20 protein-coding genes and 1 pseudogene are annotated in these 24872 nt (G+C 42.6%); 11 read left to right on the top strand and 10 right to left on the bottom strand.

Features of this window, described 5'->3' with window-relative positions:
• Positions 1-318: 318 nt before the first annotated feature.
• From MAE_RS09940 to MAE_RS09920, 5 genes are all read right to left on the bottom strand, one after another.
• The gene (locus MAE_RS09940) at positions 319-6471 is read right to left on the bottom strand and encodes an AAA family ATPase (RefSeq protein ID WP_012265457.1); all 6153 of its coding nucleotides are present in this window, start codon (positions 6469-6471) and stop codon (positions 319-321) included.
• A complete protein-coding gene (locus MAE_RS09935; RefSeq protein WP_041803997.1) occupies positions 6468-8300 on the bottom strand; it encodes a carotenoid oxygenase family protein in 1833 nt (610 codons plus the stop codon). The genes MAE_RS09940 and MAE_RS09935 overlap by 4 nt, the downstream gene beginning before the upstream one ends.
• Before the next feature lie 267 nt (positions 8301-8567).
• Positions 8568-9902 (bottom strand): AAA-like domain-containing protein, encoded by a 1335-nt coding sequence (locus tag MAE_RS09930; RefSeq protein ID WP_012265454.1) that lies wholly within the window; start codon positions 9900-9902, stop codon positions 8568-8570.
• A 1099-nt stretch (positions 9903-11001) separates the two neighbouring features.
• The gene (locus tag MAE_RS09925) at positions 11002-11361 is read right to left on the bottom strand and encodes a DUF5615 family PIN-like protein (protein ID WP_041803995.1); all 360 of its coding nucleotides are present in this window, start codon (positions 11359-11361) and stop codon (positions 11002-11004) included.
• Entirely contained in the window at positions 11339-11638 is a 300-nt protein-coding gene (locus MAE_RS09920; protein WP_002796815.1) for a hypothetical protein, read from the bottom strand. The genes MAE_RS09925 and MAE_RS09920 overlap by 23 nt, the downstream gene beginning before the upstream one ends.
• A 370-nt stretch (positions 11639-12008) precedes the next feature.
• Here MAE_RS09920 and MAE_RS09915 point away from each other — a divergent pair, with 370 nt between their 5' ends.
• The 6 genes and pseudogenes from MAE_RS09915 to MAE_RS34885 all read left to right on the top strand — a co-directional run bounded on the left by MAE_RS09915 (position 12009) and on the right by MAE_RS34885 (position 14174).
• A complete protein-coding gene (locus MAE_RS09915) occupies positions 12009-12251 on the top strand; it encodes an AbrB/MazE/SpoVT family DNA-binding domain-containing protein (RefSeq protein WP_041803993.1) in 243 nt (80 codons plus the stop codon).
• On the top strand, positions 12245-12565 hold the full coding sequence (locus MAE_RS09910) for a type II toxin-antitoxin system PemK/MazF family toxin (RefSeq protein ID WP_002784949.1): 321 nt from the start codon (positions 12245-12247) through the stop codon (positions 12563-12565). The genes MAE_RS09915 and MAE_RS09910 overlap by 7 nt, the downstream gene beginning before the upstream one ends.
• Before the next feature lie 395 nt (positions 12566-12960).
• Positions 12961-13332 carry a hypothetical protein gene (locus tag MAE_RS33270; protein WP_155120258.1) on the top strand — a complete coding sequence of 124 codons (372 nt, stop codon included), beginning with the start codon at positions 12961-12963 and terminating at the stop codon, positions 13330-13332.
• 239 nt (positions 13333-13571) lie between these two features.
• On the top strand, positions 13572-13775 hold the full coding sequence (locus tag MAE_RS09900; protein ID WP_002734086.1) for a type II toxin-antitoxin system HicB family antitoxin: 204 nt from the start codon (positions 13572-13574) through the stop codon (positions 13773-13775).
• Positions 13772-13885, top strand: a pseudogene (locus MAE_RS34890) (type II toxin-antitoxin system HicA family toxin); the annotation flags it as partial. The gene MAE_RS09900 and the pseudogene MAE_RS34890, both read left to right, overlap by 4 nt.
• 43 nt (positions 13886-13928) lie before the next feature.
• Positions 13929-14174 (top strand): type II toxin-antitoxin system HicA family toxin, encoded by a 246-nt coding sequence (locus MAE_RS34885; protein WP_012265447.1) that lies wholly within the window; start codon positions 13929-13931, stop codon positions 14172-14174.
• A 23-nt stretch (positions 14175-14197) separates the two neighbouring features.
• Here MAE_RS34885 and MAE_RS29190 read toward each other — a convergent pair.
• Positions 14198-15375 (bottom strand): IS630-like element ISMae25 family transposase gene (locus MAE_RS29190; protein ID WP_125730803.1). Its coding sequence is split into 2 segments (ribosomal slippage): positions 14198-14934 and positions 14934-15375, totalling 1179 coding nucleotides; the frame shifts between segments, so codons are not numbered across the junction.
• Between the two features lie 236 nt (positions 15376-15611).
• Between MAE_RS29190 and MAE_RS09880 the strand changes: the two genes are divergently transcribed.
• Positions 15612-15908: a hypothetical protein gene (locus MAE_RS09880; protein WP_002753598.1), complete on the top strand. Its 297-nt coding sequence runs from the start codon at positions 15612-15614 to the stop codon at positions 15906-15908.
• Positions 15905-16303, top strand: coding sequence for a type II toxin-antitoxin system VapC family toxin (locus MAE_RS09875; RefSeq protein ID WP_002753596.1), 399 nt, complete (start codon positions 15905-15907; stop codon positions 16301-16303). The genes MAE_RS09880 and MAE_RS09875 overlap by 4 nt, the downstream gene beginning before the upstream one ends.
• Before the next feature lie 374 nt (positions 16304-16677).
• Here MAE_RS09875 and MAE_RS09870 read toward each other — a convergent pair whose 3' ends face one another.
• On the bottom strand, positions 16678-18336 hold the full coding sequence (locus MAE_RS09870) for an IS1634 family transposase (RefSeq protein ID WP_012265444.1): 1659 nt from the start codon (positions 18334-18336) through the stop codon (positions 16678-16680).
• Between the two features lie 301 nt (positions 18337-18637).
• Positions 18638-20185: a mercuric reductase gene (locus MAE_RS09865; protein WP_012265443.1), complete on the bottom strand. Its 1548-nt coding sequence runs from the start codon at positions 20183-20185 to the stop codon at positions 18638-18640.
• Positions 20186-20396: 211 nt separating this feature from the next.
• Here MAE_RS09865 and MAE_RS34055 point away from each other — a divergent pair, with 211 nt between their 5' ends.
• Positions 20397-20540: a hypothetical protein gene (locus MAE_RS34055; protein WP_164517019.1), complete on the top strand. Its 144-nt coding sequence runs from the start codon at positions 20397-20399 to the stop codon at positions 20538-20540.
• 90 nt (positions 20541-20630) lie between these two features.
• Here MAE_RS34055 and MAE_RS33265 read toward each other — a convergent pair whose 3' ends face one another.
• Positions 20631-20777, bottom strand: coding sequence for a hypothetical protein (locus tag MAE_RS33265; RefSeq protein ID WP_158303507.1), 147 nt, complete (start codon positions 20775-20777; stop codon positions 20631-20633).
• The gene (locus MAE_RS09860; RefSeq protein ID WP_012265441.1) at positions 20770-21525 is read right to left on the bottom strand and encodes a TVP38/TMEM64 family protein; all 756 of its coding nucleotides are present in this window, start codon (positions 21523-21525) and stop codon (positions 20770-20772) included. Before MAE_RS09860 ends, MAE_RS33265 begins: the two co-directional genes overlap by 8 nt.
• Before the next feature lie 615 nt (positions 21526-22140).
• On the opposite strand from MAE_RS09860, the gene MAE_RS09855 reads away from it, so the two are divergent.
• Together MAE_RS09855 and msrP are read left to right on the top strand one after the other, a co-directional pair.
• The gene (locus MAE_RS09855) at positions 22141-23526 is read left to right on the top strand and encodes a cytochrome P450 (protein WP_012265440.1); all 1386 of its coding nucleotides are present in this window, start codon (positions 22141-22143) and stop codon (positions 23524-23526) included.
• A gap of 326 nt (positions 23527-23852) precedes the next feature.
• Complete coding sequence (gene msrP / locus MAE_RS09850; RefSeq protein ID WP_012265438.1) at positions 23853-24836, top strand: protein-methionine-sulfoxide reductase catalytic subunit MsrP; 984 nt, start codon at positions 23853-23855, stop codon at positions 24834-24836.
• The last annotated feature ends 36 nt before the right edge of the window (positions 24837-24872 follow it).

The raw sequence follows: 24872 nt of genomic DNA, 5'->3' as shown, positions 1-24872 counted from the left end.
GTCTCTAAAACTGGTTTCTAGCAAGGCTTTCAAAATAGCTTGACATGAAACCTGATTTAGGGGTTACAAGAGTGAGATGCTCCCCATAGCGTTCCCCAGTAGAACCTAAGAACGAGGTAATATATAGCGTTTCCTAAGTTAGTGAGGTACACATATTTTTCTTCCCTTTTGCCTAAAACCCATAACTTTTGTACCTCAGCAGACTGAAAAACGCTATATTACCTCCATTACTTAGCAAATCCGTTTTTAATAGTTTGATTAACTCCCAATCCAACTTTAACTTCCCACTATCCTATGCCTTTTAAACAGGATTTAGTATTAGGTTGATTTTGCCAGGGCCAGCCAATGGGGGTTAAAGATTGCTTGATAGATGGGATTATGGACCAGCAGCCGGCCTTGGTCTTTGATCACTAACCCCGATAAAAGTAACTCTTTTTCTGGAGGGCTATCCTCGGAAATTACCTCTTTTTCCCTTAAAATCCGTTCATAGAGTTTCAGGAGCAACTGGGAGCGATGACTGTTGAGAAGCCGATCGCGAATAGTCCGCAGATGTTCCGGTTCATCCTGAGCCTCCCAATTGTCAATGATCTTCTTCTGTACCAAGTCCTCAATCCAGGAGGCCTCACCATTGGGGGGAATCGGCGAGGCGGCGGTGCGAATTAACTGACAGAGTTTTTGGGTCAGAAAAGGTTGACCGTTTGTCCAAGCAAAGACTTCTTTTAAGACAGTTTGCGGGTTACTAACTTTCTCGGCCAATCCGCGCAGTAAAGGCTGGGCTTCGTGTTCCTTAAAACCCTCCAATTGAATCGAATGACCGATATTAAAAGGAGTGATTTGGTGGTCGGTAATTAAATCGGAGGGGGTGACAACACCGAAGAAAGCGAAGGTCAAACGCCGATAGAGCGGGTTAAAACCACGCTGGTTATAGCAGGAACGAATCAGGGCAAAAAAGTCATTAACCGCGAAATTTAAGCCCAAAACGCTATCAATTTCATCGATAAAAATCGCGATCGGTTTCGGGGGAGAACCTTCCACGATCCCCACTTCCAGCAATAACACTTCTTCGATAAATTCGCCCAAGCGCTGTACTGCCGAGACATCTTCCCGTTCTTGCCACCAAGCTTTGAGATTGACCCTTTTGAGCAGTCCAAAACGTCGCCCTAACTCGAAGGCTATCCCCTTGTACCATTGGTCGGGAGTGACATTTTCGCTGCCGATGCGGGTTAAATCAATGGGAGCGCAACAGACCCCCTCGTGTTGGAGGTGGTCGATCATGCGTACCATTAAACTAGACTTACCCATTTGACGGGGATTGAGAACATAGCAAAAATCGCCCCGTTTGAGGGCTTTATAGAGATAACGGTCGGCGGCGCGGACCACGTAGGTGGGGGCATCCATGGGTAAACTGCCCCCCACTTGGTAGTCAAAGGTGCTAGATTGTTCGTTAGTTTTGAGGAGTTCGTTTTCAAACAGTAATTCTGCTTGGGTGGCCTTGAGAATTTCTAGGGTTTGGCTGAGTTCTAGGGTGCGCTCCTGCACTTTCTGTTCTAGGGTGCGGCTATACTCGGCTAATTCTTCGGTAAAGCGAATCCGTTCCGCTTCCGCCTGTTTTCGTTCGGTAATATCGGTAAAAGCGGTGATCGCATAGATAATTTCTCCTTTTTCGTCAAAAACGGGCGTGGCATACACTTCTAGGGGAATAATCTTCTCTCCTTGGTGAATTTCTAGATCATCCATCGTGTTTTTTTCCCCCCTTAAAGCTCGGACAATCGGATGGTATTCTGTGGGATACAATCGATCGGTTCCAGCTTGATATAACTGATAGGTTTCCCCCAACTGATTAGCCGTGGTGATATTAACTATCTCTTTGCCTAAAATCTCTTGGGCGGTTTGATTGGCATAATAGGGTTGACTGCCAGCATCGAGGACGAATACCCCCACTGGCATCGCTTCTAAAAATTGCGCTAGTTGTCTCTGTTTGGCTTTGATTTCGGCGTAGAGTTTGGCGTTAGTAATTGCGATCGCCGCTTGGCTGGAGAGCAGTTGCAGCACTTCCAATCTTTCTTGGGTAAAAGCCCCGACGGTGAGATTATTTTCTAGATAGACAATTCCCCGCAGTTGTCCTTGGTCGAGGAGGGGCGAACAGAGCAGGGATTTGGTTTGATGGGTTTTAATATAGGAATCATTGCTAAAATTGCCCTCATGGGCAGCATCGTCATTAAGAACGGTTTGACCGCTCCGGGCTACATAGTTAATAATTGAGACGGGAAGATGTTCTTCGATGGCATTAGATTTAAAGACTGTCACCCCATCTTCCTGCACCGAACCGGAGGCTTCGATCAATAGTTGTCCGCCGCTTTCTAGGATAAGATAGCCCAGCTGCGCCCCAGCATTTTCGATGAGAATTTTCATCAGGGTGGCGAGTAATTTATCTAAAACTATCTCGCTAGAAATGGCTTGGAAGGCCTTCATAATCGTGGCTAAATCTAACAGTTCTCCCGAATGACTAGCTGAATTTTTTCTGGTGGAAGTTCTCCTAGTTTCGGTCAGGGAATTGGAACCATAATTATTGACCATTAACTGAGAATAACGGCTTTCTATATCTTTGACTTTAGCTGTTGCTCCCCAAAGAGAATAGAGATAAGCAGCTTCATTGATGTAGGTTTTGGCAATTTTTACTTTACCCCAATCGAGATAGAATTTCGCCGCTAGTTCGTTAGCCAGTGCCTCTTCATTAATGTATTCATTTTCCTTGGCTTTAGCGATGGCTAGATCGTAGTTTTCTATGGCTTCTAGATAGGATTCCTGCACCCGATCCTTTTCCGCTGCCACTAAATAAAATTTATGGAGATAGTTAGGGGGTGCTTGATTAGCCCATTCCCGTAGCTTTTTCTGATTATTCGTCACCCGTTCTAATACTTGCTGTTTTTGGTCATTATCCAGATGATTATAAATAGCTAAATGGGCGAGGGAATCATAGAAATTATGCAGAGGAATCAATAAAGTAGCGGTAGCTCCCCCTAGATAATTTTGGGCTTGGTTAGCATTTTCAATGGCTGGTTCGTACTGTCCAAATAGATAACAAAGGTATAATTTATTAACAAATAAAGCACAGAGACCGAAGAGATCATTAGCCTCTAGATGGTACGGTAACATAAGAGTTTCTTGATAGTACTGTCCTTCTAAATGACCGGGATTTTCCGAGTGCCTCAGCAGATTTAAAACTGTTTGACCATAGATTTTTAGATAGTTGCGGGGGTTTTCTTGTTTGAGCTTAACAAAAGCCAGATCATAGTTAGCTATTTCTTGGGCTAATTCGGTTAATTCCTGTCCGATAAAGGCGGAATGAAAACAGTAAAGATAGGCGCAGGTTGTTCCGTAGTAGAGATCGCCCATTTCTAAACCGGTTTGATAGGAAGATTTTAACAAGGACAGGGAATTTTTAATCGGTTCTTTCCAGATACTAATAGTGGCGGAAAAGACGGCAATTATTTTCGGCATCAGGGCTTTGGCATGAAATTTATCAGCAATGTTTAAAGCTAATCGTCCAAATTGATAACCCGTTTCCCAATCTTCTAAAAGACCACAAAGAATTAAGCCATAATTGACATAAGTAAAAGCCGCTAGATAACTATTGCCGTATTCAATTGATAAGTTAACCTGTTTTGATACTAGGATGGGTAAGAGATGAGGGGCGGCAATATAAACAGGAGAAAATATGGCACTTGCTATCTTCATGATTGCTAATTTTTCTTCTTCATTTATCGGCGGTAAATTAATTAAATCTTTGATATTTTTACCCGCTAATTTTTGTCTGGTTTTAGTTAGTTCTTTTTGAATATCTGATGATTGTAAGGATTCAGGAATCTCGAAATCTAGGCTTTTGAGGACGGATAAACCAATTTCTACCGCTTTTAGTTCTTGATTTTGGGCGTGATAGGCTTCGATGATGACTTCATAAACTTTAACCTTATCTAGGGTTGTTTTTGCCTGTTTTAATACGAGATTAGCCCAGCGTTGCATCTGCTCAAAGTTCCCACTTAAATAGGCGATTTCTGTGGCTTCAGAATAAATATTTAAAGTCAGTTGATAGTTATTTTTCCAGCTGGATTTTTTGAGAAGTTTTTGAGCGATTTTAATATATTTTAAGGCTCCAGTTTGGGCATTAGCGGCTTTTGCCTTTTGGGCTGCTAGTAAATTCAAGTTAGCCACTGACTCTCGTTCTTTTTCCTCGCTAATTAGTCGATAACCAAGATTGAGATGATCGACTATTTTAAAAATCTTTTCCGATAATTCGTTGACAGATGTATGCTGCCAAAGGAGGCGACCAATTTTTAAATGAATTAAAGATTTTTTGCTGTCTTCGATGAGAGCGTAAGCTCCTTGTTGAATGCGATCATGAGCAAATTTATATTCTTGAATCAGTAATTGTTCATCCAATTCTGAGAGGGGAATAATTAAACCAGCTTCGCTACTAGAAGTTAAAATTGGTAAAAGTTCTGGAGGTGATTTTTCAGAGATTACTGCCAGACTATATAAATTAAACTCTGGCCCAAGACAAGCTGCTAAACTTAAAATTTCCTGGGTTTCGGGGGGCAATTTCTGCATTTTACCGACCATAAATTGAATCAGATTATCGGTACTACCAATCCTTTGAATTTGACCGAGATGCCATTGCCAATAACCCCTATTATTGTCGGTTTTAGTGGTTTTTTCCTGCTCCAGTTGGAAAAATAGCAAATTTTCCCAGTAGATAGTTTTGAGAAATTCATTGACAAAAAAAGGATTACCGTGGGTTTTTTGCCAGACTAAAGCGGCCAAAGATTGCACATATTCTGGTGAATGATTTAAGGTGTCAGCAATTAACTGATTGACCTGTGCAGGACCTAGAGGTCTTAAAATAACTTGATTGATAATTATGCCCCCCTGCTCTAATTTATCGAGAGTAGCGGTTAGGGGATGGGTGGAATTAATTTCATTACTGCGATAGGAGCCAATTAAAAACAAATAGTCCATATCGCCATCGAGCATAATTAATTCTATTAACTGGAGACTAGCCAAGTCTGCCCATTGCAAATCATCGAGAAAGATGACTAAGGGGTGTTCCGGGGAACAAAAGACCCGAATAAAATTTTTAAAGACTAAATTAAAGCGATTTTGAGTAGCGATCGCTCCTAATTGTAACACCTCTGGTTGTGGACCGATAATTAATTCTAGTTCAGGAATCACATCAATAATAACCCGTGCATTCGCCCCCAAAGACTTGAGGAGTTTTTGTCGCCATAGTTCCAGTTGTGGTTGACTTTCCCCCAAAAGTTGCTTGACGAGATGAGTCAAAGCGCTAACCACGGCAGCGTAGGGAGTATCGCGCTGAAATTGGTCAAATTTACCGGAGATAAAAAAGCCGCGTTTTTCAGTAATTGGCTGGTAAATTTCCCTAACCAGGGTGGTTTTACCCATGCCAGAATAACCCGTAACTAGCATCAGTTCGGTGTGAGAGGAGTTTTTATCTGCGGTGGCTACCCGTTGAAAAGCAGTGAGGAGAGTGGCGATTTCCGCCTCCCTACCGTAGAGTTTTTGGGGAATTTGGAACTGATTGGCTAGATCTTGCCCAGCGATGACAAAATCCTCAATTTTACCCGTTGTTTCTAGTTGTCTTAAACATTCTTCTAAATCTGCCCGAATACCATAGGCACTTTGGTATCGTTCCTCGGGGGTTTTAGCCATCAGTTTCCTGATGATTGCCTCCACCACCGGGGGAATTTTCTCCCTGACGAGACTATTAATCTCCAGAGGTTGTTTTGCCAGATGACAGTGAACTAATTCCAAAGCATCTTTAGCCCGAAAAGGTAATTGTCCGGTGAGAAGTTCGTAGAAGCTAACGCCCAAGGAATAAAAATCCGTGCGGTAATCGAGACTGCGATTCATCCGTCCGGTTTGTTCCGGAGAAATATAGGCTAAAGTCCCCTCAAGGACGTTGGGATTTTTTAGCCCCGGATTTTCCCGCCGCAGGACGCTGGCAATGCCAAAATCGATGATTTTAATTTGTCCGGTTTCGGGGTTAAGAACTATATTGGCAGGATTAATATCTTTGTGAATAACCTTGGCGTTGTGAATTTTCTCTAAATTAGCCACTATTCGGGGTGCAAGGCTTAAAAAGTCCCTTAAGGCCAGGGGTTTGCCCTCTAGCCATTTTTTTAAGGATATACCCCCGAAATCTTCCAAAATAATCACGGGAGTTCTGCGGTAGGTTTCTAAACCATAGGCTTTAATCGCCCCCTCGAAGTTCAGGCCGCAGATGGTTTTATACTCCTGTTTGTAGTGGGTTAGTTCTTGTGCGGTTGGATATTCTTGCTTGAGGATTTTGAGCATAACCGGTTGATTATCGGCGATGCGAATGGCCCGATAGACTTCTGAGTTAACACTTTCGTAGATTTGGGCAAGAATGTCGTATCCGTTGAGAACAATCATTTTTTTACTTGGCGATTGTAAATGGCTGCGGGTCTCCCCAAGAAAAATTCTACGGGAACTAAAACAAGACTCCGCAAGGCTGACAGGACTCGATTTACCTGTGAGACGGAAGGACGGGGAGAAGGCAGCACTTGCTCGAAATACTCGGAATGCAAGGTAAAACCAAAGTGAACATCTTCCGGCAAACTCAGTTTAGCAATCGGTCCGTCCTTGAGATTGTCAGGGTTAAATAACCAAGCTTCTAATACTCTGGTCGGGGTTAAAACCGTCGTAAATAGATAGCCCTGTTCTTGGGGAATAAACTGAATGCTATCTAAAATATAGCCATCGGGACAAACATAAAAATCCAGTAGTCCCCGACCTAAATGTGATACATGAGTATTACTGGCTTTTTTTTCTTGGCTAATCTGTTCAGTTAACTGATTCCAATCCTTATCGAAGGAAACCTTGGCTAATACCGAGGGCAAGTCATGACAGGGAAGTTCGGCATCCCTGAGGATGCGATTACTTTGGTCGCGAAAATCCATATACTGACGACGACAGATTAATTCGCGCACATAACCGGCATAAACCTGATAAATAGCGCTGTATCCCTGTTCCGATTCCCGCGGGTCGGCGGTGTAGAGAGTGGTAGAGAACCACCCCGGATGGATGAAAGCTTGTTCGCTCATCACCCTGGCATCTTCGATAACCACTTTGCGCAGCACTCCGGGGTCAAAGGAAAACATCCAGGGAATGCCGTGGTATTCGGGAGGATAACCCTGACCGGTAAAATGTTGGATATCGTCTTTTTCGATCGCTTCGGTTAAACTAATAGTGGCGTTTTGGATGGCCACCAGCTGAATTTGACCGTTGGTACTATGGTAATTACAAAGGAAGTGATAACTGTCGCCATTGAAGGTAATTAATTGCGAGGGAACGGTGGTTTCTTCTTCCTTGAGGTCTTGACGTTTAACCAGATAAATTTGAGTTTTCGGATAGGTTTCTTCCGGCTTAATTCTGATACCTAATAGTTTGGCTACTCCCATCTGAAAAGGCATATCGGGAATCATGATATAATCCTCGGTGACGATGACCGAATGGGGACTACCATCGAGGATAGCTCCCTGTAGTTTCCAAGGTTTAAGTTGTTTTTGTTGATCCCAAAGAACAATATACGCCGATTTATCTAAGTCTTTTAACATACCTCCCGATACAAGTTTTAGCTTTAATTCACAGGTGATAAATTCTTTGGTTTTTTTGTCGTAGAAGGGATGAGCGGTATTTTCTAGGACTGGGAAAAAAGATAAAGGCACGGAAACAATATGTTGGTCAAAATAACCAATCGGAGTGATAGTATCAAGGGAAACGGGGTCCACTTCCCAGTAACGTCCCGCATCGGCGGTGAGAATTAATCTGGTTTCTTCTAGTTGTTGATCTTCGGCAACTTTTTCTAGTTTAATCATAGCAGTATTCGCTATTTCTGAACAACCCAAAATGCTGACCACGGCAGGAAAAGTGGCTTGACTAATATTAAATATCGGTAAAACTTTTCGCCAAAAACTATCCCAGGTTTTCAGTTTCTTACTGTAAACATTAACTTGATTATTTTTCCCTTGCAAGTCCCATTTAATAATTACACCCTCGCCAGAGAACAAATGACGGTCATTTTTTCTATGAAAAGGACAGACGATAAAAACGTATCCCGACAGATTTTCTGGCCAACGTCCCTCGGTAATTGTGGCGACTGCTTGATATAAATTGTTCTCATCCGGTTGACCTAGTTGCGAGCGACTAAAATTACTAACGTTGACAGTATTTTGGACAGTATCTTTGATTGACATATTCATAAGTAGGGTTTGCGGCAAAAAGTTTGTTGGTGGGGTCAGGAGCCGGTCGTCGGTCGTCAGGAGATAGGATTCAGAAGTCAGGATTCAGGAGCCAGGAGACAGGTTTTAGGTGTTGGGGTGTTGGGGTTTTGGGGTTTTAGTTCAATTTCCCCACTTCCCCACCTCCCCAATTCATAATTCATAATTCATAATTCATAATTCCCACTCCCCCCACACCCTACACCCCACACCCCACACCCTCACTGATTACTGATTACTGTTTACTGTTTACTGATAACTGATAGAGGATTTCACCTCTAAAAAATAGCGTCGATACAATTCATAGCCTGGTACTACTTTATCTCCTGATTGTTTGAGCAGCCCCATACTGCTGAGTTTGTAAGCGAGAATTGGGTCTAATTGTACGGGTTCCACCGCGCTCATCACCCGATCGAGGGCTTTTGCTAGTTCAGGCTGTTGTTCTAATACCGCCCAATGGCGTCGCAGGTGATGGGCATAAATCCCCGTGACGGAGGTGGCACTGGTTAATATTTGCGTCATGGTTATTTCCTCCCGACTGAGATAGTAGAGGGCAGTTTGTACCAAAGCCGGGTGTCCTCCCACTAACTCCATCAATTGTTTGACTTTTTCCTGATTTTCCCAGGTGAGTTGATAACGTTGGGCTAATTGCAATACCTCCTCAAGACTAAAATGACTTAACTGTGCGGGGAATCCCACGTTAAAGGGGGATTGATTGAGCTGCAGGGGAACATAAATTTCCGTGGAATGGACGACGATAAGACGGAGTTTTTGCCAAATAGGTAGGGTTTTGGCTTCTTCGTACCAAGAACGCAGCAGCGGTAAAAAATCCTTGGCCACCTGGGGATGTTCAAAAATCTGATTAAGTTCATCGAGAGCGAGGACAATGGGGGCGGTAATCGATTCAAGCAGATAGTCTTGAATGTAAACCGTACAGCTAATCTTGCTGCCTAAATCCTCATCCCAATACTCATCTAATTGCGGTTTTAACTGTAGTTGACGGGCGGCATTGGCACACAACCAGCGCAAAAATTGGTTTAAATCAGCCAAAATCGTCTGGTCCACCTGTTCTAAGTTCAAACTCACCGTGCGGTAGCCTTGCTGTTTGGCAAAATCGAGCATTCTCAAAAGTAGGGAAGTTTTGCCCATTTCTTTCGGGGCTTTTATCCGCACTAAAGCCCCCGGTTTCTTGATTTCCTGCCTTATCTGTTCTTCGAGGGGAAGACGTTCTAAATAAAATGGGGAACCAAGGGGAACTGCCCCATTGGGATAGGGGGGTAATGTGTCCAATTTTTCGCTCTTGGATGGAGAATTAACCAGAATTTTGTCTTGAGGGGGTGCTGTTAGCTGAACATTCAGGGCGGCGATTTCTTGCCAGTCGAGGCATAATCGACGACAAATTTGGGCAAAAGTGGCTTTTTCTACCGGTTTACCGGTCAGGAAGTTACTGACAATAGCCAGACTAAATTCAGCTTCTTTAGCTAAGGAGCGTTGACTGCTAAAGCCCTGCTTTCTCACGGCTAATTTAACTTGATTGAGGCAATGTTGTTGTACTCTTAGATGGCTCGATAGGGAATCTCTCATAAGAATTGGGGTGTAGGGTGTGGGGTGTAGGGTGTGGGGTGTAGGGTGTGGGGTGTGGGGAGTTTTCTCAGTGAACTGATAACTGATAACTGATAACTGATAACTGATAACTGATAACTGATAACTGATAACTGATAACTGATAACTGATAACTGACTTCTAACCCAATGGTAGATGTTGGATTTTTGCAGGAGTTCTATTTTTCAACAAAGATAAGCAACCATTATATACTGACTCCAAAAACTTGAGAATATTTAAATTAACATTCCGCAATATTTATAAATTCTTAAGAATTAATTGAGAAAGATTTTTATTTAACAACGATTTTACAATGGTTACAGCGATTTGATAGAATTTCATAGTGGGTTATTATGTGCTTTTTTGAACAGCAATGGTTGAAACCCTTGCCACACCTACAAGGTAATCCTAATTAAGACGGGTAAATCAGTCAATTTCACCCACAACGATGATCTTTTTTTTGTGTAGTTTTATTGCAAAAAAAAAGTTTTTTTGACAAAAAGCACAAAGCATGATATGTAACCAACGTATTTCTGGCTGCCAGTAGTTATTGCAGAGTGGGAGTTGAGGAGTATTTCCAGTAATCAGTGGACTGAAAACGCAAATCTGATAACTGATGACTGATGACCCTCTTTTCTTTCCTCTGGCATCAAAATGGTTTCCCAACGCAAGGTGACAGCCATCATAATTTGGTTGGCAATCTTACCGATGTCGTTTTTGACCGCGCTGCCCTGAGCTCAGCGTTCGAGAAAAGCTCACGCCGAGATCCGAACGGTGCGTTCATCCGGCGATGACTGGGTTTTTTAAGCGGTTGCTTACCCTGCCCGCTATTCTTAATAGCATACATCATATAAAGTCGCCCTAAAAGAGCGAGGCTTTAAACCCAATTTTTCGGTAAGTTTTGACGAAATATTGGGTGAGGATGTGTAAATCCGATGTGAATCCCTAGTCAGGGAGAATAATGTAAAGATTTATTAAATTGTAGCGTAGGATACTGTGCGGGGGGTAGAGTGTATTGTTGTTTTCAATAGTTAGGGAGAGATTAAGTTAAGATTTGTGACAAGATCGAGACAAACCAGAATTAATAGTTCCAGTGGTTCAGGGAGATGAACTGATTAGCAAGGGGGACGTTAGCAGTTTCGAGATTGGCGATTGCCTTGACAATTGCCTTGAAGCCCATATTTTTTAAGAGGTTAGCGTTACGGTAAACCGCGAAGAGCCCCGAATGGTTTGGATTCGCTTGGTGCAACTCTTCAAAGTCATCGCAGTTATGAGTTAGCAGAATCCGATTTTCCTGTATAGCATAGTCAAGTACGACATTATCTGTGCAGCCAGCCAAACCAATTTCATTGATCGTCAGTACGTCATGATCAGCAGCCGTAAGTAACTTAACCAGAAGTTGGGATTGCGAGTCCTCATCAAGCAATAATCTTAGGCTCAATACTAATCCCCTTTGCTTCCAGACGGTGGCGTTCTTCTTCCGCTTCTTGCTTGAGTAGCTGCTGATTAGCCTCGCAGTAGTCAATTGCTTCGTAGATGGCAGCCAGGGGTAACTCCCAATTAAGGGCTGCTTCTTGAGGAGTCATGTCATTGACAATCATATCTGACCAGACATCAAAAGCTTTCAGCCTCCTGCCTTGAAAACAAAGCTGTTGTCGCCAAGGATGAGGACGTTTCTCTAAATACTGCCATTGAGTTTTCGCTACGTTGGTGGTCATGCTGATGCCTTGATAAGGTCTCTTATCCCCAGTTTATCATCTGGTTGATGGGAGGTAATCGGGCTTAATTTGGTTAGCGATCGAGTTGAGAGTCCGTCAAGGGAGAAGGCAAAGGCGAATAGGACATACTGCGTCACAATATCTCACGGAATGAGGATAGGTCGCCTAAGAAGGGGTAAAACAGGAGAAAACAACTTTCCCTGTCAATCCCTAAGCTAGGGAAAAAATGTAAAGATTTATTAAATTGTGTCTTAAAATACTTTCTTTATGGGGATAGTGTGAATTATTATGTTGTCTGCCTTTGGGGTTGGGTGGGGCTGTTTAAGCGGTTGATTGATATAATGACAATGTATTTACCAAGCAGTCAAAAATGTTGCTGAAAATCGTACAAATCGGCAATTCTCAAGGAATTACAATTCCTCAAGCGATTATGGAACAGTGCGAACTCACTGATGAAGTCGAAGCGATAGTCGAAGGTAAAAAAATTATTCTGAGTGCTAAAAAGAAGGTGAGAGAGGGGTGGGCTGAATTATTTGATGACGAACCGCTCGAAGCAGAGTTACAGGATTGGTTAGGAGTGGAAAACGAGTTCGAGCAAGAAAATCTATGGTAGAAAGATTTGCTGTGGTTCTAGTGGAACTCGATCCGACTAGGGGTTCCGAACTGCAAAAAACCCGACCTTGTGTTATTGTTTCCCCTAGCGAGATTAATGCTCGGTTGAGAACAGTAGTCGTCGCTCCCATCACCAGCACAGTCAAAAAATACCCCACCAGAATCCCGATTGACCAAGAAAATGTGCGAGGTAGTATTGCCTTAGACCAAATTAGAGCGATCGACAAAACCCGAATCGTCGCTCAAATTAGCCGTCTTGACGAACAAATGGCAATGTTAGTGGCTGATCGCTTGGTTGAATTTTTTCACTACTAATTTTTGGATTATAGTTCGCAAAGAGGAAATATTGGGACTTAGACAAAAAACAAATCGAGAAAAGCTTCAACTCCAATCCCCGCTTGGGATTTACTTCGAGAAGCCCAAAATCGCTGAAACCCAGATATATCAAGGAAAATCATAAATCGAGGTTAACCCTTTGTCCCGTAATGGTTTGAGCCTTTTTTGCTGACCGAAAACGCCTAAGTCCCAATATCTCAATTGTCCCCAGTGAATCGCTGCTAGGGAGAGGAATGTAAAGATTTATTATTTTGTAACTTTTAATACAGTTGTGGGGGGGTGAGTGTGTATTGTTGTTTTGTCCGCCTTTGGTGTTGGGTTGTTGCTTAATCTGGCTGCGAGGGGGAGCGATCGCACTTTGAGGAGATACATTAATGAAAACAAGTGTAATATACATAACGGCTGTATTAACTTTATTGGGACTAACTGTGTCTCGACAAGCTAAAACATTTAACTTAAGTGAAAACAAAGACTTTTTAATAGCTCAATCTGGTCAAGTATATAAGTGTATAAATGATCATGACAGATTTTCGATAGTGCCAGGTATTCCTGGTGCAACTTTTAGTAGGATTAGTTGCCTGATCCCCGCAAAATTGGTAAAAAGATGTATGCAAAAAACTATTTTGGATAAAACTTTCCGGCGTTGTTATTTAGCCATACCACCTTTACATGGTGTTCCAGTCAATACATATTATTCCATAGGGGCTGATCGTTCGGGATATCCCACATTTTTTACTATCGATTAATTTACAGGAATATCTATCCATGTATCGATTAGTGTGGGAATCTCTGATACCTCAATATTTTTGAGAACTTGTTTCATGGCTTAAGTAGGTGCATCTACATCTTTCATTGTACCTTATCTAATCATATCTACATATCTAATAGTGTGATCGCATCGCCTGTAGGTTGGGTTGACGCAAGGAAACCCAACTTCCATATTCATATTAAAATAAAAGATAAGTTTTCAAAAATTCTGAACCTGATGAAAATCAAAGCTATTATTCATCCAGCCGAAGAAGGCGGTTACTGGGCTGAAGTTCCCGCTCTGCCCGGTTGTATAACAGAAGGAGATAGTATGGACGAAGTTGTCGATAACCTCCAAGATGCCATACAAGGCTGGTTAGAAGTTGCCAATGAAAGCAAACAACCTGAATCTAGGTCAGAAGTGATTGAAATTGCTGTATGAAATCAATATCAGGGAAAAAACTCTGTAAAATTGTCGAAAAAAAAGGTTGGATACTCAAAAAAATTACCAGTAGTCACCATATTTATGAAAAGGAGGATGAAGATAAAATTGGTTCTTCGGTTTTTGTTATGCAATGGAGGGGGGTTATAAGGGATGAAACCCTTATATATAAAGACATTGCTTCGATTTTTGCCAATTGTTTTCGATCTAGAACGAGCTAATCAATTAAGTCTCTTGCCAGATAAGGATTTAGTCGATTTATGCCACCCGATCAAACCATACCAAGTAACGAAGAACCATAAAATTCTATCTATTCCTGTACACCGCAATCAGGACTTAAAAATTGGAACTTTAAAATCAATTATGAAAATAGCTCGATTATCGGAAGATGACTTATAAGCTTTCGTAGTGGACTGTTTCAGCTAATTTGGTGCAATAGATTCTCCCGATTCCTCCTCCTCAAACACAGGATAAAGATGTTTCAGCTTGACCCTAGCATCGCTGGTCGTAAACGTCCATATTACTGTAGATGCAGTCTGATTACGTTCTTTTTGCCAGGTTTCTATCTCCCTTTTCAGTTCTTCCTTGCTAGAAATCCTTCTATCTAAACATTGCCTCGATAAGACGCTTAGTTCAGTTTCGGCTACATTTAACCAGCTACCATTACGAGGTGTGTAATAAATTTCCAGTCTTCTAGCTAAACGATGAGCAACGGGTGCTGGAAATGCTTCATAAAGCGAGGCTATGTTATGAGTGTTGAGATTATCACAGACGAGCTTGACTTTTCGAGCCTTTGGATAGTCCACATCCAATAATTGACGAATTTCTTCTGCCCAATCTATTCGGGTTCGACTATCTCGGTTACTCACCCGTCTCCATCCTCGATGGGGGTCAAAAAACATGAACAAGGCTTGAACCCCTTCACGACTATAGTGATAGTCTTCTTTTTTATCTTGTCCAGGTTGCATGGGTATCGGAGGGTAAACTTCTCCAAGTAGTTGCTTTGATGCTTCATCCATCGCGATTAACGGTTCTTCTTCCGATGGCTGAGTGCCATACAGGTCAAGGACAACTTCCATCTGGGCAACAAATCGGGCTAAATCCTGTTCCGGAATACAGTATCTTTGGGTTTTCCAAGGGCGTAATTGGTTTTTTTTAGAGTACGCCACACCGTTGGACTGGAAATCTCGGTGATAATTTGTCTTTGTTTGAGTTCCGAGGTTAATAGTCGGATTGTCCACTCGGCTCGGCCAGATGGTGGCTCCGAACAGCACAGGGCAATGATTTGGGCGGCGGCGGCTCCATCAACTTTTGCCGGAGTGGGGGGAGTTTTTCTCGATTTCCGTTCTAATGCTGGTTTTTCGCCTTTTTGAAGAAATCTTTGACGAATACGTCCCACTGTATTTCTATGAACTTCTAAAGCTTCGCCTATTTCTTCATCTGTCCATTTCCTTTTCGCCTGTTCTCCCTCGTCACACATCAGCAAAATCCGAGCGTGGAGAATTTTTTTAGCTGGTGCATAGCCATTACGACTGATTTGTTCGAGGTTTTCTCTTTGTTCCCCTGTTAGATTGACTTTATCTCGCCGACCTCTTCCCATGATTGATGTCCTCTGCTTGTTCGAGCTATTGCCCTATTTTAGCTGAAACAGTCCAGTAGGGTGCGTTAATGTTAATGTAACGCACCATCAATTTCCTAATATTCGGTGGGTTACGCTGTCGCTAACCCACCCTACAGTGCTACTGTGAAGAGACAAGCTGATGTCCGAGGTTATAATGGTCAAAGAGTTAAAAAAGAAATTAATCTAATCAATAGCCACAATGAAGGTACAGCCAAATGAGTCAAGTCTTAACCCTAGAATTGAGCGATGAAGTCTATGCCGCCTTGCAACAGCAAGCTAAAATATTAGGTATCGACCTGTCAGAATTAGTAACAACTTCCCTCGAACGACAGTATCGCTTAACAAAAGCTAAAGACCAACGCACGGAAGCCGAAAAAGAAGCAGCACGTCAACGCTTTCGAGCGCACGCTGGCTCAATTAGCGGCTATCCGACAGGAGCAGATAATGAAAGCATTGATGCTGACTTAGGGAGAGAGTATGGAGATACTCATGAGGAGACATCAAATCGGTGATACTCCTCGATACTTCTGGGTTACTTTGCTATGTCTATCGTGATCAACCAGGACATGAAGAAGCTGTCCAATTGTTAGATAGTGCAGGTAAAAGCATCACCCACAGTTACGTTTTAGCAGAGTTAGTTGCTCTAGCTCAAGTTCGGCGTTACCCGCGTTTAGCTACCCTAGAATTTATCACCGATTTGCTAGAAAATCCAGATATCGAGACAGTTTGGATAGATGAGCCTTTACATCGTGCTGCGGTCAAACTATTGATGGCACGGCAAGATAAGACTTATTCCTTGTGTGATGCAGTTAGCTTTTTATTGATGCGTCAGTTCAATATTAATGAAGCATTAACCACCGATCGCCATTTTGAGCAAGAAGGTTTTCACCGTTTACTTGTATTCTAAAAAGGGCAGAGCTACGTCAGGGGTTGGTATTTCTCCAACTGGTACTCCTGCCATTTCCCCGACCCCCGTTCGGTGAGGGATTGGGCGTTTCCCAACTGCGCGGCAGCTTCCCGCCAGAATTGTTCAAACCCACATTCCGCACCCTAAGTGTCACAACGTCTCAAAAGAGGAAGGGGCGTGAGTCAAAATACTTATCTAGAGGAGTGAGTTGGCGGCAAGCTGCCGGCAACTAAGCCGAAAATTTCAGAGTTCCCCCGGTCATTCTCAATAAACAGTGCTTGTTGAGAATGACTAGGCAATCAGACTTAACATCTAGGGGGAGATGTTCCAGTTGCTCGCTTTGTTTTGTCACCCCTTGAAGTCAATCCATCTGGTCAAGATAAGAGATAATATTCCTGGCAAGGTTTGGGAAAAAATCTCAAAATGTTGCGCCTCTCATCCGTTAAGTTGCTAATCTTTTGATTGTCTTGAATACGGACGAGATGAATCCCTTGAAAGCACTGAAATATCCAGCGTAACGTCGGTCGGTCAGTTAACTTACCCAACGGATTTTTCAGTCCCGTCTCCTGCTGTTTTAAACTTAAACGAAGTTGTCTTTGACCAATAGTATAAACCAGCAGGCACAAGCCCATGAGCATGGCCATGACCTCGATTCTATGGGGAGATTTGAGAAAGACACTGTGGGCAAAAAAGCAGGGGTCTTTGAGAAAAGAAAATCCTCTTTCCGGAGCTTGTTGCCCTTTATATTTTTTGAGTATATCCTCACTGCTTAATCGTTGTTTCTCCAAATCGTTAGTTGCTAAAACGAATCGTCCTGCTCGTTTCTTTAGCCTCTCAATGGCGGTCAAATTCAACTCTAATTTGGCTTGAACTTGATAGCTTTGAGAGGGTAAATCGTCTTTTGATTTGAGTTTTGACCCCTGGGACTCAGGCGGAATGAGATTGACTTTAATCTCCGTTAACTGATGAGATTTTAAGGAGTCAGATAATCCTTTGGCTATCGCCAACGCCACCGCTCTATTCTCAAATTCTCTTCGGGATAGTTGCCGGATTTTTTCTTGGGCAGAATTCTTTTCCTGCTCGATTTTTTTCTCTAATTTTTTCAAGTCTGATTCTTGTCTAGCTTGACTTTCAACTAGCAACCATCTTTGTTCTATCCCCCCATAGTTAGAGCTTGTTTCCCGCCAGGAATAACCCGGTATTTCTGAATCGGTTAACTCTTTTTCTGAGATGCTATCGACTAACTCTTGAGCCTCTTTAATGCTTAATGGTACTCGAGACAACCAACGCATTTCTTTCATTAGTTTTAAATTCTCTTTGCTATAGAGGGCGCTATCGCCGACTATTAAACTGTCAAAGTCAACTTGTTTTTTAAATTCTCGGGCGATTTGACCAAAAACCGCTTTGTCCGCTTCATTTCCGTCCCCTACTTTCAGGAATAAAGGTACATCTCCATCCCCACTTACGATTAAGTCAATCATAAATTGTTTTAAGTCAGGTCGTCGGTCGCGGGAGTATCCGTAGGTAATTTTTATTGGCTGTTGTCTGGTTTCAATTTCTTCTCCCACTGCTCCTGATTTCAGGATTTCTACTGTTGGGTATTCCTTTTTATATTCTCCTTCTACTGATAGAGAAGTCGAATCTAAATGGGAGTTCTCGGTTGCTACACCAAATTTTTTCACGGCGGCTAAACTGATGAGTAGGAAAATACCCGAAACATCCAGTTGATAAAGTTTGTCCATTACTCGACCAATTTTATCATCATTCAAGTGCTTGGGTTCGATGCCCTCTCCCAGCAGATGTTCGGTTGCTTTATCTTCAAAAAATTGAGGAAATAAATACAAGGCTCGGGAGACAAATCCCAATCCATTCAGGATAATTGCTTTCACTACTTGCCCCGCTGTGACAATTTCTCCTCGCTCAATTGAGACTTGTTCGTTGATAATTTCAACGATTCCTATTTCATCGATAATTCCGGCTACTAATCCCAGATGGTCTAGATTTTTGACTTCAATTTCTGTTGATTGATTCATGGTCGAACAGTCCACTCGCCTCAGTTTTCCAACAATTCCTATTTTTTCATAATTAGGGGTCTCAAGACCCCCCTAGCGGCCACCGAGAAAACCTTCACCAGCTAGGTATTTTTACTCAAGTCTCTGGAGGGGGACAGCTTACACCATTTTTCTTTATTCGCGTCACAACGAACACCGGCTTGGCAAGCATTCGAGCGTGGATGTCTGTCATGGATTTAGAAATTTGGTATTATGTGACAGTTGAGGGTGCGGAATGTGGGTTCAAAGTTCTGCCGCAGTTCTCCGGTGGCAATCATTGATTTTAACCCGATAATTTAGCCAACAATTCCAAGAATTTTTGACTATTAGGAGTCAAGAGAGTTCGACGATAGGCATCGGCGGCCTTTTTAATCGCTTCCGCTTGGGTAGGATAGGGATGAATAACAGTAGAGAGTTTACTCAGTCCGATTTTAGCAACCATAGCGGTGGTAATTTGAGAAATCATCTCACCGGCGTGAGCGGCGACGATAGTGGCTCCTAAAATTTGGTCGGAACCTTGTTTGTGAATAATTTTTAAAAAACCTGCTGTTTCCCCATCAGCGATAGCTCGATCGACTATACTCAAAGGAATTTTAATAGTATTAGTGGCCAATCCCCGGGCTTGTGCTTGGGTTTCATCCATGCCCACATGGGCGATTTCTGGGTCGGTATAAGTGACCCAAGGCATAACTAAATTACTGAGCTTATAGCGTCCGAAACCGAAGGGAGAAAAGAGAGTATTTTTAATCACAATACGGGCGGCTGCATCGGCGGCATGGGTAAATTTCCAATCCATACAGATATCACCGGCCGCATAAATTTTCGGGTTAGTAGTTTGCAGATAATCATTAACTTTGACTCCCCGACGAGTATCGTATTCCACGGCTACCGCTTCTAAATTTAATCCTGACACATTAGGCTCCCGGCCCGCACCGACTAAAATCTCGTCAACGGTGATAGTTGCTCCTTGACCGTTGCTTGTATATTCAATGGTTTTACCCCGCTCATTTTTTGTCACCCGTTCAATTTGGCAGCAGAGAATCAATTGCATTCCTTCCCGCAGGAAAGTATTCTCAATAATTTCGGTCGCTTCTCGGTCTTCTTTATTCAAAAGATGGGAATGATTATGAAATAAAATCACCTGCGCGCCTAACCGTTGAAAAGCTTGGGCTAATTCACAACCAATCGGCCCGCCACCGATAACAGCTAATCGAGGAGGTAATTCTGTTAGGGAAAAAATTGTTTCATTGGTATAAAATCCAGCCTCTTTTAGTCCGGGGATATCGGGATGAAAAGCCCCAGCACCAGTGGCAATGACAGCTTTTTTATAATCGAGGGTTTTTCCCGTCACTTCCACAGCATTTTGTCCTAAAAAACGAGCGCTACCCAAGAAGACATCGATACCTAGTTTTTGGAAACGTTGCACCGAATCATTAGGGCTAATATCGGCGCGAATTTGCCGCATTCTGGTCATGACTCTGGCAAAATCTACCCTAGTATCCCCAATATTAATTCCTAATTTTTTGGCTTTCTCAATTTCCCCGATAATTCTAGAGGAACGAATCAGACATTTAGAAGGAACACAACCGAAATTGAGGCAATCTCCCCCCATGAGGTGTTTTTCCACTAAAGCCACTTTTAAACCTATATCTAAACCCGCCGCTCCCGCCGCTACGACTAAACCCGCAGTACCCGCACCAATGACGACTAAATCATAACAATCTTGGGGTTGTGGATTGACCCAATCGGCAGGATGAACATAATTAACTAATTTTTGATTATGTTCGTCCATGGGGAGAACATTAACTTCCCTAGAGCTATTTTCAAACATATTAGACCTCTTGTAAAAATCAAAAATTGTTGTTAGGGTTAGGAGTCAGTAGCCAGTAGTCAGTAGTCAGGATAATTAAGAATCAATAATAATCAGTTAAATGGTCTATTTACAGATTTTATGCAATTTAATTGGCTCTTCGGTTTGTGTTATGCAATGGACGGGGGTTATAAGGGATGGAACCCTTATATAGAAAGGCATTTAGCGATTTTTGTCAATTGTTTTTGCTCTAGAGCGAACTAATCAATTAAATCTCTTGCCAGATAAGGATTCAGTCGATTTATGCCCCCATATCGAACCATACCAAGTCCCGAAGAGCCATTTAATTCTTATTTTTGCCGTTTTTGAACCCTGAAAAATTAATTATGCAAGAGGTTTATTAAAGCAGTTATAGCAATTCCCATAGTTGTGAGGTGCAGAGTCTTAGGTTTTGAGGAGTCAGGAGTCAGGAGTCAGGAGTCAGGAGGCGGTCGGCGGTCGGCAGCTTTTTTCTCCCCACTTCCCACACCCCACACCCCACACCCCACACCCCACACCCCACACCCCACACCCCACTTCCCCAACCCCTGACTGATAAATGATTACTATTCATTGATAACTGATGCCAGGGCCTGACGGGCAATTTTTGTGACGTAGAGGGTGACGGCAACGGTAGCGATAAAACCGATCAGGCGAATAGTCCATTGTAAAACTGGGTTAGTAGCTGGTGTTGAGGTGCCGATAGTGGCAAGATTACCCGCTAAAGAGCCAATATAAACATACATTATCGTCCCCGGAATCATGCCCGCGGAACCTAGTAGATAATCTTTCAGGGAAACCCCGGTGACACCATAGGCATAATTGAGCAGATTAAAGGGAAATACGGGAGATAAACGGGTTAAAAGCACTATTTTTAAGCCTTCTCTCCCCACAGCTTCATCGATAGCTTGAAATTTACTATTACCTTGAATTTTTTCCGCCACCCAACCCCTAGCCAGATAACGTCCCACCAGAAAAGCGACAGTAGCGCCGATAGTTGCCCCGATAAAGACGTAAAAAGAGCCTAAAACCAGGCCAAAAACCACACCAGCCCCTAAAGTCAGGATTGAACCTGGAAAAAAGGCCACAGTAGCTAGAATATAGATAATTATAAACGCGATCGCTCCCACAGACCCCAAACTATCCACCCAAGTTAAGGCATTGAAAAGAATAGTTTGAGGATTAAAACCGGTGGAGGCACTGGATTCGAGGGCAAAAGCGGGGGGAGTAATCAGGAGAAAAGTGCCGCTAAAGGCGATTAGCAGCGGCAAATAACGGCAAATAACCAGCTTTTTCCAGTTGCTGGACTGGGAAATAATCATCACAAGTCCCTAAAAAGAGAATAAAAGAGAGATTAAACTATAAAAGCGAATTAAATAGGGTTTGCTGAATAAATCTAAAAACCTTGTTGGATAAGACTTTTGGACTTTTTTCCCCTCAAAAAGTGCCAGCCATTGCGGGGATCGGGGGAAAATTCAGGTACTTTTTCCCTGAAAATTAGGTAGTTGACCACCTGAAAATCGGTAAAACCCCACACCCCACACCCCACACCCCACACCCTGCCCCTAGGAAAAGCTTTTTCAGCAAACCCTAAATAGAACTAGGGGCTATTCTACCGTAGTTATCATTGTTTAGACCAGAAAGCCAATCCTGAAAATTCCCAGAAAATCCCCCTCTCTGGGAGAAGATAGGACAAGCAACAGCCCGGTAAATTTTGCTGTTTACTTGATAAGCTAAGAGGTATCTTAACTGCCTATCCTTAGATTAGCTAAATCTCCCCTAATCCCTTTACTTTTGCCTCTTGCCCCTTGCAAGAGTGCCTCTTGCCTCATCTCAATAAGCAATTTAAATGCGCGGGCAGCTTATTACACCTTGCCGTCTCTGGGGAAAAAATGTCACAATTAGAAATAATTAGCATTCGATATAGCAATTAATCTATGAAAATCCTCCCCAAGGTCAAAGCCCCTACCTTCCTGCAAATGGCACAATGGATCATTAATCCCGTAGCTTTTATGGAAAATGCCGCCCGCAAGCATGGCGATATTTTTAGCACAAAAGTGGGTTTAACTGTAGATAATTTTATCTTTGTCAGTAGTCCTTCGGCCCTACAACAAATTTTAACTAATGACCGTAAACAATTCTCGGCACCGGGGGAAGCCAATCGGATTATTGCCCCGATTATTGGTGATTATTCCGTCGTCATGTTAGACGGAGACATCCACAAAAAACGCCGTCAGCTTTTATTGCCACCTTTTCACGGGGAAAGAATGCGTTTCTACGGCGATTTAATCCGCGATATTACCCTGAGAGTAATGGCAGAATTGCCCCAAAATCAACCTTTTAAGGCCCGTTCAGCGACCACAGCGATTGCTTTACAAGTAATTATGGAGGCAGTTTTTGGAATTAGTCAAGGGGAACGTTATCAAACCCTGAAAAAAACTCTCGCTGAAATGCTCGATATTTTTAACTCTCCGGTGATGGCTTCTTTGTTATTTTTCCCAATTTTGCGGGCTGATTTTGGTGCTTGGAGTCCCTGGGGAAAATACCAGCGTTACCAAGAAAAAATTGATGATATTATCTATACAGAAATTGCCGAAAGAAAAGCTAATCATAACCCCAATCGTACCGATATTTTATCACTCCTGATGTCGGCCTGGGACGAAGAAGGCAACCCGATGAGCGATAAGGAATTGCGCGATGAATTAATGACCTTATTATTCGCCGGTCATGAAACCACCGCCACCGCTATGTCTTGGGCGCTCTACTGGACTCATCGCTATCCAGAAATTCAAGCAAAAATTCTGCAAGAAATAGCCACTTTAGGAGATAATCCTAACCCCATTGATATAACTCGATTACCCTATCTTTCGGCGGTTTGTTCGGAAACTTTACGCATTCATCCCGTGGGAATGTTAACTTTTCCGCGAGTAGTGGAAAAACCGGTAGAACTAGATGGTTATCCTTTAGAAAAAGGGACAATTCTTATGGGTTGTATTTATCTAGCTCACCACCGCGAGCAAACTTTCCCCGATTCCCATACTTTTAAACCGGAACGCTTTTTAGAAAAACAATTCACCCCCTATGAATATATGCCTTTTGGTGGTGGGGCGCGTCGTTGTATCGGGGAAGTTTTAGCTATCTACGAGATGAAAATCGCTATCGCCACAATTTTGGCTAATTATCAGTTAACTCTAGTTAATAATACCCCCGAAAAACCCAGTCGTCGCGGTGTCACCCTTGCTCCCTCGCGAGGAGTTCCCATGGTCTTAAAAGGACGACGGGAACCTCTGGTGACTGCCCCCATGCTCGCCGAAATTTCTTAAAAAAACTGACAAACTATTGTACAATCAGAGTTGTGGTATCCCATATCATAACTCTGTTTTTTTGTCAATAAAATTGGGAATAATTAGGGCTTGCTGAATAATGGGAAAACCCTTTTAAAATAAGGCTTTTGACCTGTTAAAATCCGATGTTCATGCTGCGAAAATCGGATTGGGACCATCAAAAACCTTGCATTATCCTTGTTGTAGTACATAAGTTGGTACAAAAAAGAGAGGGCAACAAAGCCTGAAACTCCCGACGACCGGCTACTGACTCCTGACGACCGACTCCTAACCCCACCAACAAACTTTTTCAGCAAATCCTAATTATGGTCTTAATTCGTTTAGCTAAATCCTGGCAAATTTCCGAAAATGAAGTCACTTCCGAAAGTGTTTATTTTAACCGTCGTCGCTTTTTACAGGGGTTAATCGGGACAGGAATTGCGGGGAGTTCCCTATTATTAACTGCTTGTGGTAAATCCTCCTCCTCGGAAGCTTTAGAAAAAAGTTTGCAATTACCTAAAATTGAAGGTTTCAGCAAGAATCCGCAGTTTTTAACGGTAAATCGCCCCATAGCTGCCGAAACTGTAGCGGGGAGATATAATAATTTTTATGAGTTCGGAGGGGGGAAAAATATCTGGTTAAAAGCGCAGAAACTACCGACGAATCCCTGGACGGTAGAAGTGGGAGGATTGGTAAAAAATCCCCAAACCTACGATATAGATACTATAAAAAAAACCTTTCCTCTCGAAGAAAGAATCTATCGTTTTCGTTGTGTGGAAGCTTGGTCAATGGTCTTACCTTGGCTGGGTTTTCCCATGAGTGCTTTAATTGCGGCAGTGGAACCAAAACCAGAAGCTAAATTCGTCCGTTTTACTTCCTTTTATAATCCAGAAATTACCCAGGGGCCAGGATTACATTTAGGAGCCTTACCATGGCCCTATACAGAAGGTTTAAGAATTGAAGAAATGGCCAACGAATTAGCTTTCTTTGCTGTGGGAATTTTCGGTCATGATTTACCGAAACAACAGGGCGCACCCTTGCGAATGGTTATTCCTTGGAAATACGGTTTTAAAGGAGCAAAATCGATAGTAAAAATTGAATTTACCGCCAAACAACCCGCCACCTACTGGAACACAATTGACGCTCACGAATACGATTTTGAGGCTAATGTGAACCCTAGTAAACCCCATCCCCGTTGGTCGCAAGCAACGGAGAAATTTATCGGCAGTAGAAGTGATTTATCTTGGGAAATTATCGAAACTCTGCCCTATAATGGCTATGGTGAATATGTGGCTAGTTTGTATAGTTAAGTTTTATGATTATCCCCGTTTTATTTAGTTTAAGTG

Origin of the sequence: Microcystis aeruginosa NIES-843, from assembly GCF_000010625.1 — a bacterium.
Classification (GTDB): Bacteria; Cyanobacteriota; Cyanobacteriia; order Cyanobacteriales; family Microcystaceae; genus Microcystis; species Microcystis aeruginosa.
Note: the sequence above shows the minus strand (reverse complement) of the source record. Positions and strands in the feature narration are given on the sequence as shown.